Below are 12058 nucleotides of genomic sequence, written 5' to 3' on the forward strand. Positions count from 1 at the left end.
AGGTGGGAAAAAGTTGAATAGAAAAATTATAAGAAACATTCGTAGTAAAATCTTTAAAAGTTCTCTCGCTTTAACTCTCGCAGCAAGTATGATCCCTTTCTCATTTAGCCCTGGAGTGGCTAATGCAGAAACAGCAGGAAACACGGCGACTCTTCGTATCTTAGAAACAACGGACCTACATAATAACATTATGTCCTACGATTATTATCAGGATACCGGTGTAGGTCTCAACTATGGTCTATCCAAAACAGCGAGCTTGATTGGCCAGGCAAGATCAGAGGTTCCAACGGAAAACTCCATGCTGTTTGATGCAGGTGACACGCTTCAAGGTAACCCGATGGCTGATTATGTGGCAAAAGTGAAGCCAATCACCAAAGCAGATACACACCCGATGTTTAAAGCTATGAATCTATTAAAATATGATGCTGCGATTGTCGGTAATCATGAATTTAACTTTGGTTTAGACTTTCTTGACACGGCGCTAGCAAATGCTGCATTTCCGATTGTAAACGCTAACATTTATATTGATGATAAGGACGGAAATCCGGATAACGATAAAAACTACTTTACGCCATATGAAATCATTGATAAAAAAATCAAGGATAAAAATGGTCAAGAACAAACAGTTAAAGTAGGGGTTATCGGCTTTGCTCCTCCGCAAATTATGCAATGGGATCGAGATAAAGTTGAAGGAAAACTGATTATTAAAGACATTGTTAAAACCGCAAACAAGTTTATCCCAGAAATGAAGGCAAAGGGCGCTGACGTCATTGTTGCTATCGCTCATTCTGGCTGTGACATTGCTTCAGAAGGAAAAGAAGCGGCGGAAAATGCTGTTTTCGACTTAACGAAAGTCGACGGCATTGATGCCATGCTTTTTGGACATTCTCATACGAATTTCCCTGGCTCTTCTTTTAATGGTAAAAAGGGAATTGATAATGAAAAAGGACATATTAACAATACACCCGCTGTTGAAGCAGGTTATTGGGGAAATAACCTAGGTGTTCTCGATTTAGAATTGGTTCAACAAGCAGATGGAACATGGAAGGCTGACAGAGCGAATTCAAAATCCGTTAACCGCCCTGTTACCGCTGCAACAACTGCAGTTGACGAGATTGTCAATGCAGTAAAACATGAGCATGAAGCTACCCTAGATTATGTACGTGGCAAGCTTGGGGAAACTCCGGCTCCATTAAATACGTTTTTTTCACGGGTAATTGATGACCCGGCGCTTCAACTTATTAATGAGGCACAGACTGACTTTGTAAAGAAATATATTGCCGAGCATCGTTCGGACTTGAAAGATATACCGGTCATTTCCGCTGCGGCTCCATTTAAAGGCGGATCAAGTTATACGAATATCCCTAAAGGTGATATCTCTATTAAAAGTGCGAATGACCTTTATATCTATAATAATACGCTTAAGGCCCTTCAATTAACAGGTGCCCAAGTAAGAGAGTGGTTAGAATTGTGTGCGGCAGCATTCAATAAAATTGACCCAAACAAAGAAGGCAATCAAGATTTACTCGATAACGGTTTCACTCCTTACAATTATGATGTGATTGACGGTCTTAAATACCAAATTGATGTAACAAAAGAGGCCCGATATACAAGGAATGGTGTGAGAACTTCTTCTCAGGAACATCGGATTATCAATTTAACGATGATGGATGGAACACCTGTCAAAGATGATCAAGTATTTATTCTAGCAACTAATAACCACCGTGCTGGCGGCACAGGGAACTATCCTGGTACAGGTGCTGACGCAAAGCTGGTTCTTGATTCATTGCTCGAAAACCGCGAAGTATTGATGGATTATATTAAAGAAAAGAAAGTAGTCAATGCTGTTGCGGATAATAACTGGAAGATTGCTCCTGTTGGCGGTGTGGCTAAATTAGTTTTCAACTCTTCTCCAGATGCAAAAGCCTATTTATCTTCAGCACCAAATCTTAAGGATCTTGGTCCATCAACGATTCGGCCGGGATATCAGCTCTATGAATTAGATCAAAATGTCCATGTGAAACTATTGGGTATCAATGATCTTCATGGACAATTGGATTATTCGACAACGGTTAGTGGACAGCCAGTGGGCGGTATTGAATATTTAGCAGGATATTTGAAAGAAAAAGAAGCAACAAACCCTTCCCATACGTTAAAGGTTCATGCCGGCGATGCGGTTGGAGCCAGCCGTCCGGTATCAGCATTAATGCAGGAAGAACCGACTATTCGCTTCTTAAATGAACTTGGTTTTGATGTTGGGACTGTTGGTAACCATGAATTTGATCAGGGCGTTACCGAAATGATGCGTCTCATCAACGGGGGAAGCCATCCTAAGACCGTTGATAAATTCGGTCCCTTTGAAGGTGCGAGTTTCCGATACACGGTAGCGAACGTTGTCGATGAAAAAACAAACCAGCTTATTTTACCTCCATACGTCATCAAGGAAGTAGACGGAGTCAAAATTGGTTTTATAGGAGTCGTGACAACGGAAACTCCTACGATTGTTACGCCTAGCGGTGTAGCCGGAGTGAAGTTCACCGATGAAGTCGAGGCCATTAATAAATATACGGCCGAACTTAAAGCAAAAGGCATTAAGGCCATCGTGGTTCTTGCCCATGAAGCTGGAAGCTCATCTACGAATGGCTCGAACCCGACTGGAAAGGTGGTTGAGTTTGCAAAAAAGGTTGATGATGAAGTTGACGTAATTTTTGGCGGCCACAACCATGCGTATTTGAATTCAACTGTAAATGGAAAATTACTGCTTCAATCGTATTCGTACGGAACAGCTTTTTCAGATGTTGATTTAACAATTGATCCAGTTACACAGGATATCGTGGCAAAAGAGGCCAAAATCGTAAGAACGGTGCAAAACAAAGAACATCTTGATATTAAAACGAAAGCAAAGCTTGATGAATATCTAGAATATATTCAACCAATCACAAGTGAAGTAGTAGGGGAAGCCGCTACTGCGATTAGCCGTTCTACTAGTTCAGCCGGCGAATCGGCACTGGGCAACCTCATTGCCGATGGCATGCGCGCGAATACCGGAACGCAATTCGCCTTTATGAATTCAGGCGGTATCCGTGATGATATCAAAAAGCCAGGTCCAATTACTTGGGGCGATCTATTTGCTATTCAGCCGTTTGGCAACGATATTGTTACGATGAAATTAACTGGTGACCAAGTAAGAATCTTACTCAACCAACAATGGGCTGATTCTGGGTCGAAGATTATGCAGATTTCCGGATTGAAATATACTTGGACAAGTAAACTGCCGATTGGAAATAGAGTGTTAGATATTTATCTTCCAGATGGTACGGAAGTTGACCCTAAAGGCGAGTATACGGTTACGGTAAATAACTTTATGGCAGATGGCGGAGACGGCTTTACCATCCTTAAAGAAGGTAAAGAAAGAGTAACCGGGACAACTGATTTTAAAGCAATTTTTAACTATGTAAAAGAACAATCGGCTATTAAACCAATAGCCCCAGTTATTGAGGGAAGAATTTTAAGAGATGTTGTAAAAACCCCAATTGTTCAAGTGTCGCAATTTGATTCGATTTTACGCGGACAAACGAGCCCAGGGGCAAAGATTGTTGTGTCCATTGGCGAGAAGAAATTCGACGAAGTCACAGCTGATGCTACAGGTAAATTTGAAGTGGAAATTGGTAAACAAGCTGTCGGTACAGAGATCACTTTAGACATTACTGATACACTCGGTAATAAAGGTACGTTCAAAGTGACAGTCGCAGCACCAGCAGCACCGGTCGTAAATCCGGTAACTGATGCGGATGTTGTCATCACCGGAACTTCTGAAGCAGGAGCAAAAGTAGTGGCGAAAGCGGGCGATAAAGAACTAGGTACTGCGGTTGCTGATGCAGAAGGCAAATTTGCCGTCACTATTGCGAAGCAAGCAGCAGGAACCATTATCACGGTAACAGCGACAGATGCAGCTGGAAACGTAAGTATCGCAACAGAAGTAACCGTCAGCGACGCAACAGCACCAGCAGCACCGCAAGTAAATGGTGTTACGGATGCGGACGAGGTTCTTACTGGTACAGCTGAAGCAGGCTCGACAGTAATAGCAATTGTTGATGGAAAGGAAATCGGCCAAGCGACTGCAGATTCAGCAGGCAAGTTTGAAATCAAGATTGCCAAGCAAAAAGCAGGCGTAAAGATTTCCGTAACGGCAACAGATGCGGCAGGAAACACAAGTGCTGCAACAGAAGTCACTGTAAGTGCTAAAGTCGTTGAGCAGCCAGCTAAACAAGGTTGGAAACTGGAAAACGGCAAATGGTATTTCTACGACAATGATGTGGCCAAAACAGGCTGGTTAAAGGACAAAGAGAAGTGGTACTACTTAGGTGCCGATGGAGCCATGGTAACAAGAGCGTGGGTTCAAACCGGAGCGAAGTGGTACTACCTAGGTGCCGATGGAGCCATGGCAACAAAAGCGTGGGTTCAAACCGGCGCGAAATGGTATTACTTAGGTACTGATGGAGCCATGGTAACAAAAGCGTGGGTTCAATCGGGAGCAAAATGGTATTACTTAGGTGCTGATGGAGCTATGGTAACAAAAGCATGGGTTCAATCAGGCGTGAAATGGTATTACTTAGGTGCCGATGGAGCTATGGTAACGAAAGCATGGGTTTTATCCGGTGGAAAATGGTATTACCTTGGCCATGATGGGAAAATGCTCGAAAATGAATGGCTGTTGGACAAAAATAAATGGTACTACTTAGGTAAAAATGGTGCTATGGCTGCTACTTCATGGGTACTATCCGGCGGCAACTGGTATTTCATGGACAACAATGGCATCATGAAAACAGGCTGGGTATTGACAGGCGGAAAATGGTACTATCTCTACACAAATGGAAAAATGGCAGCAAACACGATCGTTCAAGGGTATAAACTTGGAGCAGACGGTGCATGGATTAAATAGCAGGGTAATTTGAAAAATTCATTGAGCAAGGCCCTTTCTCGTTATGCAAGCGAGAAAGGGCTTTTTTCCATTAGGAAACGATAGATTCAATTAGGTTTAGATAACTTTGACAAAGTTCTCTGAAGACAGCTTCATCCGATCAACATTCTAATATAAAAAAACATCCACCAGGTTATTTGTAGCCTCCGAGTGGATGTTTAATATTATTTCACATATCTTCGTGCACCAGCATATTCTTTCCCAAATCCGGAGGCTTCAATATCATCGTTGCGAACGTGGGTTGAGGAGTTAGGCGAGTGGATCATTTTACCATCACCTATATAGACGCCTACATGGTGAACGCTTCCTTTACCCTCATTGTAGGCGAAGAAAAGCAGGTCGCCTGGTTGGAGGTCTTTTCGATCAACTGGTGTGCCGTATTTGGCTTGCACAGAGGAATCTCTTGGAATCAAAATACCATTTGCTTGATAGATTGTGTAAGTAAATCCCGAACAATCAAACCCGAATCCTGATGTGCCAGCCCATAAATAAGGGAGATTCAAGAATTTTTTTCCGGTATTAACGATATCTTCTCCGGTTGGGGCTGGAATATCTGCTTCAGTATTATAGACGGTGACATCTGCTTTTTTCAGCCATTTCTTGCCGTGACTTGGTGTAGCGACTAACACTTCGTTTTCGAATTCTTGCATAACCGGCAGCCGGGTATTGAAACTAAGCTCAAGGAATTCGTTTTTTTTGTGTTTTTCATTATATAACCAAGCTGTTGGCGAAGTTACTAAGGCAAACGGGCGGTGCAACTGATTTTCATAGCTTTTTTCCTTCGTTAATTGAGCTGCTGGCATCCAGCCTGGATAGCCTACGTCACTTTTAGGAGTAAATTGATTGTGGACCGCAACCTTCACCCAATCTCCTTGCCTTTCGAGAACGGTCACTTTGGATCCATATAGGGCTTGTGTTTCCAGCTTTCCGACAAGGCCGAGTTTATCTTGATACGTCATGCTCGTCGTCCATTTTCTTAAATCAGCCGGATTAGTGGCAGAAGTGGTGTCGACTTCTCTTAAAATATTAGGTTTTGTCCATACAGTTGCCACGGAAACATCAATGTAAAACGTATCAGTCAAGTCCGTCTTGTCCGTTTCTATGTCTTTTGCCATTGCCCAGCTTGCTGACAAAAAGAACACACCTGCTAAAAGTAATACAAATACAAATCGTTTTCTCCAAAACACTGTAACTATCATCCTCTCTTTTATTGTTTTAATAGGAAAGAAAAACTTTCCGCTAATACCTTTGCCTCGCTCCGTGAAGTATCAGTTAATGAGGTGAAAAAGATGTAGATTACTTTTGTGTTTTTCAAATGAAGTGTTTAAATAAATCATAGTGGTAAGCGCTTCCAATAACGACGGTTGGATTTACCTATTTTTGGAATAGGGGCCTCATCCCAATTACCTAAAAGCGGAGGGAGAGTCGTTTTCGTTTCGGGATTACCAAATTCTCGTTTTGCTGAAGAAAGCTCAGTGGGATAAGTGTCCGATAATCCTTTAAACCAATTATTTGGGGAATTGAAATGGTAAAAGCACCATATAAAACTATAAAAGGAGGAAAGTTATAAAATGCATATAAACAAATATTTCCGTGCGAATGCGAGTATGGTTTACATTATGACTAATAATGAAGCAATGAATCAAATTATTGCCTTTTCCAGGGACAAGAATGGAATGCTCACCTTTATGGGTTCGTACCCAACTTATGGTAGAGGTACTGGTACAAAGGAAGTCTCCACGGCAACGGCAAACGATGGTATCGATCCCCTTACATCACAAGGAGCCCTAACTTTGTCCCGTGATGGACGGTTCCTGCTTGCAATGAACGCAGGAGACAATAGTATCAGCAGTTTTATCATTACTGACAGCGGTGCACCCGTTCTCGTGGATGTGAAGCCATCAGGAGGTGCTCAGCCTAATACCGTAGATGTGTTTGGTAATCTTGTCTATGTTGCCAATGTAGGGAATGTAGCTAACAATTTCGCCTCCAATATCTCTGGTTTTCGCATAGATAATAACGGACGCCTTACTCCTATCCCCGGATCCACTCATTCTCTCAGTACTATCAATGCTCAGCCCGCTCAAGTTCTCTTCACTCGTGATGGTAGTAAAATCCTTGTATCCGAGCTTACTTCAAACCATCTCAGTGTATTCCATGTAAATCAAAATGGTACGGTTACAGAGCCAATCGTAAATGATTCTTATGGTCAAGGACCATTGGGTGCTTATTTTCTGTCCTCTGGAATCCTTTTAGTTACTGAAGCCGATTCAAATGCCCTGTCATCCTATTCAATGAGCAACGACGGGATTCTTCATGTGATTAGCGGCTCAGTCCCAAATGGATATAAGACCGCTTGCTGGGTTGAAACAACGCGGGATGAACGTTTTGCCTACGTTACCAACACCTTAAGTGCCACCATCTCCACCTACCGAATCGATCCCAATGGAGCACTGTCAGTGGTAAGGCATATTACGAGTACACCATCAGGTACATCTCCTGGGCTTCCGATGGATGTTGGAGTGAGTAAAGATGGACGGCATTTTTACACCCTTAACGGAAATCAGGGTACAGTCTCCGTATTTTCCATTCAAGATGATGGAAGTCTAGTTAGGTTGCAGGTTGCTGCTTGGACTAACTTTCCTTACCTTGGATCGCAAGGGTTAGCTATTCTTTGATTTTATTAACTTCACTATATATGGTTTATTTCAACGTCACAGTATTTATCTTTATTTACACGAATATTAATTTAATGGGAAAGGTTTCATGAAAACCCGACGGTTAGGAGGGATTGACGTGGATGTAATTGGAAAAGGTGTCATTCGTAAAGATGCTTGGGATAAAGTGACAGGAGACGCGAAATACACAGATGATTACCAATCAGTTGGGATGCTTTCTTGTACAAAGGTCATCAGTCCCTATGGACACGCTACGATCACTTCGATTGACACGACAGAAGCACTAAAAATACCAGGAGTTAGGGCGATTATCACAGGAGAACATTATCCGCTTACAGGTGAGGCCATTCGCGACCGCCCGCCAATTGCTGTTGGTAAGGTCCGTTACCACGGAGAACCAGTTGCATTAGTTGTTGCTGATACACCTTCACAAGCTAAGAAAGCAGCTAACTTGGTTAAGGTCAATTATGAATTGTTACCTGTAGTAAATTCACCTACACAGGCGTTCCAAAAGAATGCTCCTCTCGTCCATGAGAGGTTAGGCGAATATAAAAAGGAGGAAGATTCACACCCGGTTCCGGGAACAAACATTGCAACGCTTACCAAAATTCGCAAGGGGGATATGGAAAAAGGATGGTCTGAGAGTGAGGTAACAGTAGAAGCAAGCTATTCCTTTGCCCCTTCAGATCATGCCGCAATGGAAACAAGATGTTCAACTTGTGAGATTTCACGTGATGGAATCATCAATATTATGACCTCATCTCAGGCACCTTATATGGTCAAAACACTGATATCTGAATTCTTTGGTGAAGATATAGGGAAGATTGTTGTTCACACGCCGTTTGTTGGAGGAGGCTACGGTGGAAAAGCACCCGTTCAGCTTGAAATACTTGCCTACTTAGCATCGAAGGCTGTTGGCGGCCGACCCGTAAAGGTTTTTAATACGCGAGAAGAAGATATTATTACATCTCCATGTCATATTGGTTTAGACGCAACAGTTAAAATTGGGGCTGACCATAACGGGAAAATTAAAGCTATGGAACTTCTTTATTTGTGGGATGGGGGTGCTTATTCGGATAAAGCCATTGATGTAACGAGATCGGGGGCGGTCGATTGCACAGGACCCTACAATGTGGAAAATGTCTGGTGTGATTCGTACTGTATGTATACCAATCATCCGTATGCCTCACCATACAGAGGATTTTCCCATTCCGAGCTTTCCTTTGTGATCGAACGAACGCTGGACCTACTTTCACAAAAACTGAAGATGGATCCGCTTCAACTTAGGTTTTTAAATGCCATTAGGCCAGGAAATACATCACCGACAAGGGTTCTTTTTAATAAAAGCAATCTAGGTGACTTACCACATTGTATTGAGAAAGTAAGACATTTAATCAAGTGGGACGAAGGGCCGATTAAACAGATAAATGAACGTTATGTAAGAGTAAAAGGCGTAAGCTGCAGCTGGAAAACGTCAACGATTGATGCCAACGCTCCCTCAGGTGTTATTTTAACATTTAATCGGGACGGTAGTATCAATTTAATGTCAGGCCTAATCGAAATTGGGACGGGAACTAAGACTGTGCTTGCTCAAATTCTTGCCGAGAGACTTAAAATGGATGTCGATAAAATTCATGTCAGAATGGAAGTTGATACCCAGACCATGCCGGAACATTGGAAGACCGTTGCCAGCAGGGGAACATTTATGGCAGGCAGGGCCACCTTAAATGCCGCAGAAGATGTGATTAACCAATTAAAAGAAGTGGCCTCATGTGTGCTGAGAGCACCGAAAGAAGATTTAGAAGTGGCAAATAGTCGGGTGTTTTTAAGGGATGATCCATCCATTGGGCTCCATTTTAAAGATATTGGTTATGGATATAAGTATCCCAATGGTAACGCGATTGGTGGTCAAATTATTGGTAGAGGAAAATATATTTTACGTCACATAACGTATTTGAATCCCGAAACTGGAGCTGGGAAGCCCGGTCCAGAGTGGTCCGTTGCGGCTTATGGAGTAGAGGTAGAATTTGATCGTAAAGATTATACGTATCGACTGGTTAATGCTGTGACGGTGGTGGATGCTGGCAGGGTGATGAATGTAAAAACAGCGTTAGGTCAGGTTATGGGGGCAATGAGTATGGGGCTGGCATTCGCCGGAAGAGAAACATTTTATTTTGATGATTTAGGGAGAGTTATGAATCCGCAGCTTCGGACGTATCGCCCGCTCCGCTATGGAGAGAATCCTAATTACTTGGTTGATTTTGTTGAAAATCCAGCGATTGATGGCCCATACGGAGCTCGTGGAATAGGAGAACTAGGGCTAATGGGAATGCCCGGGGCCCTCGGGAATGCATTGTCCGTTGCCGCTGGTGTTTCGCTTCATAATCTGCCCTTAATTCCGGAATTGATTTGGAAAGCAAAGGATAAGCAATAAAGAAAACATAAATAACCTAGTCAATCCTGAGGAATCAACTAGGCAATATCCATTTCAATTTAAAGATTTTCCACAAAAGGTGGAAATGTACTTATACACTAAAAACTATTGTGTTAGTCCTTCATCAGTAGCAATTGGTTGAATCTCATTCGTACTACCCTTTTTATTTTTCTCATTAGTACCGTTTTGTTCCTCGAGTTGATGAAGCTGGTTTTTTACTGCTTGAGAATTTATCATATTGTTCTGAGTGTCTTTATTCATTTGTCTATTACCTCCTTTAATATTAAGATGGTTCCTGATTATGATGAGTAGATCAATTAAAATTTATACAAAATTTGAATTTAATTTTAAGTACAAGGAGTCAAAGGAGTATGAAAACAGGTAGAGGGATAATCGGTTATTAAAACATGGTGGAAATTAATAAATTTTATACAAAAAAACGTCATTTTAATCGTAAAAATGACGTTTTTTAATCTTCTTATCACTTTTTCATTTCAATCTCAATTCTCTTTGCCATCTTTCATTAAGCGGAGAGGAACAGCTTCACGAGAACCGCCTTGTCGTCAGGATTCTCTTCTGGGAAGAAGTGGCCACCCTTTATCGCCTGCCCTTGCACTTTCGGAGCCCATTGCCGCCATATGCCGAGCGGACCGCCGTCTTTTGCATAGTAAGTGTCAAGCCAGCCGCCCTCCGCCCACAGGTGCAGCATCGGACACTCAATTTTTTTCGACGCTTCTTTGTCCTCGCGGTCGTGTTCGACATCGATCGTCGCTGCAGCTCGATATTCCTCGCAGATACCATGCACGCGGCCCGGATTGTAATAGGTTGAAACGTACTCTTGCAATACTTCGCGGCCGAAGGAACCTTCGCCGAAGGGGTTATGGAAGACGGCCTCGGGAGCACCGAGCAGATAACTCTCTGGCAGCGGTGGTTTCTGCGACAGTAAACTCCAGGGGCAGTAGGTTTGAGCAAAGCGCGCATCTGCTCGTTTCCACGCTTCGAAAATCGGAATTAGCATTGAATATATTCGGTTAACTTCGCCAATTTGCATGACCCAACAACGATAATTTGATTTAGGAGGCTAAAAGGTTACAGGGGTAGGCATTAGAATAGTATGAATTTGATGATAATTGAAATAATCGCAGGAAATATAAAATTTGAAAATGTAAATCCAGAGGTTGATAAAGTTATTGAAGCCCATCAAAGGTTACTAGTTACTTATGGGGAGAAATTAGGGTATCGAGTATTTAGAGCGGTAAAGATTTAAAATCTCCATTCATCTTTTACTGAATAGTATAAGAATATAACTATTTAGATGAGGTGAATTATGGATTTCAATCATTTACGTTATCTTGCGATAGGCGATTCCCTTACTGTGGGTATCGGTATTCCGGTTTTGGACCCTGGATTTGTTGGAAATTACAGATATCTTAGCCAGAAAATTTTAAAAAAGCGTATTTATTTGCAAAAATTTGCATGGTCAGGAGCTACGACAAAGGATGTGTTATCTATGCTCAATGCCCCGATTGTTACGGAAGCTGTAAATTGTGCAAATATCATCACGATAACAGCTGGAGGGGATGATTTAATAAACGCTGCTAAAGGATTTATTATAAATAAAAACGAAGAAAGTATATCCCAGGCTATTAAACAATCAGGGAATAACTTCTCAAAAATATTAGAAAAAATTCACCATCTAGACAAACAAGATAAATATATTTTACGGTTAATGAATTTATACAATCCAATTATCGATATTCCTATAGCAGATGAGGCGATTAGAGCGTTTAATTCATTGATTAACAGTTTTGGTCGGGAATTGAATGTTAAAGTAGCTGATATCTATAGTGTATTTAAGGGGAATGAAAAAGTTTTATTATCATCAGGAGGAGTCCATCCTAATAGTAGGGGATACTATCAAATGGCATTAGCTTTTAGTAGGCTCGGATATGCCCCATTATAGGG

At 41.9% G+C, this 12058-nt stretch carries 7 protein-coding genes; 4 read left to right on the top strand and 3 right to left on the bottom strand.

The window, feature by feature from the left end; genetic code table 11:
• The first annotated feature begins 13 nt into the window (after nt 1–13).
• Entirely contained in the window at nt 14–4942 is a 4929-nt protein-coding gene (locus tag AA980_RS18130; protein ID WP_024026785.1) for a bifunctional 2',3'-cyclic-nucleotide 2'-phosphodiesterase/3'-nucleotidase, read from the top strand.
• A gap of 203 nt (nt 4943–5145) precedes the next feature.
• Here the strand turns inward: AA980_RS18130 and AA980_RS18135 are convergent, their stop codons facing one another.
• Entirely contained in the window at nt 5146–6096 is a 951-nt protein-coding gene (locus AA980_RS18135; protein WP_047771851.1) for a C40 family peptidase, read from the bottom strand.
• A 456-nt stretch (nt 6097–6552) separates the two neighbouring features.
• Here AA980_RS18135 and AA980_RS18140 point away from each other — a divergent pair, with 456 nt between their 5' ends.
• Both AA980_RS18140 and AA980_RS18145 read left to right on the top strand, forming a co-directional pair.
• Complete coding sequence (locus AA980_RS18140; protein ID WP_024026783.1) at nt 6553–7659, top strand: lactonase family protein; 1107 nt, start codon at nt 6553–6555, stop codon at nt 7657–7659.
• 118 nt (nt 7660–7777) lie between these two features.
• The gene (locus tag AA980_RS18145) at nt 7778–10093 is read left to right on the top strand and encodes a xanthine dehydrogenase family protein molybdopterin-binding subunit (protein ID WP_024026782.1); all 2316 of its coding nucleotides are present in this window, start codon (nt 7778–7780) and stop codon (nt 10091–10093) included.
• Nucleotides 10094–10198: 105 nt separating this feature from the next.
• Here the strand turns inward: AA980_RS18145 and AA980_RS27290 are convergent, their stop codons facing one another.
• Both AA980_RS27290 and AA980_RS18150 read right to left on the bottom strand, forming a co-directional pair.
• Nucleotides 10199–10354, bottom strand: a complete 156-nt coding sequence (locus AA980_RS27290) for a hypothetical protein (RefSeq protein ID WP_156351156.1) — start codon at nt 10352–10354, stop codon at nt 10199–10201.
• A gap of 262 nt (nt 10355–10616) precedes the next feature.
• Nucleotides 10617–11144, bottom strand: coding sequence for an alpha/beta hydrolase (locus AA980_RS18150; RefSeq protein ID WP_024026781.1), 528 nt, complete (start codon nt 11142–11144; stop codon nt 10617–10619).
• Between the two features lie 276 nt (nt 11145–11420).
• Between AA980_RS18150 and AA980_RS18155 the strand changes: the two genes are divergently transcribed.
• Entirely contained in the window at nt 11421–12056 is a 636-nt protein-coding gene (locus tag AA980_RS18155) for a GDSL-type esterase/lipase family protein (RefSeq protein WP_024026780.1), read from the top strand.
• The last annotated feature ends 2 nt before the right edge of the window (nt 12057–12058 follow it).

The organism is Neobacillus vireti, assembly GCF_001026695.1.
In the GTDB taxonomy this organism is placed as follows: Bacteria; Bacillota; Bacilli; order Bacillales; family Cytobacillaceae; genus Neobacillus; species Neobacillus vireti.

Bases quoted from the DNA above. Each gene is read 5' to 3' on its own strand.
- AA980_RS18155 (WP_024026780.1), top strand. From the start codon at position 11,421: ATGGATTTCAATCATTTACGTTATCTTGCGATAGGCGATTCCCTTACT.
- AA980_RS18135 (WP_047771851.1), bottom strand. From the start codon at position 6,096: ATGGCAAAAGACATAGAAACGGACAAGACGGACTTGACTGATACGTTT.
- AA980_RS18150 (WP_024026781.1), bottom strand. From the start codon at position 11,144: ATGCAAATTGGCGAAGTTAACCGAATATATTCAATGCTAATTCCGATT.
- AA980_RS27290 (WP_156351156.1), bottom strand. From the start codon at position 10,354: ATGAATAAAGACACTCAGAACAATATGATAAATTCTCAAGCAGTAAAA.
- AA980_RS18140 (WP_024026783.1), top strand. From the start codon at position 6,553: ATGCATATAAACAAATATTTCCGTGCGAATGCGAGTATGGTTTACATT.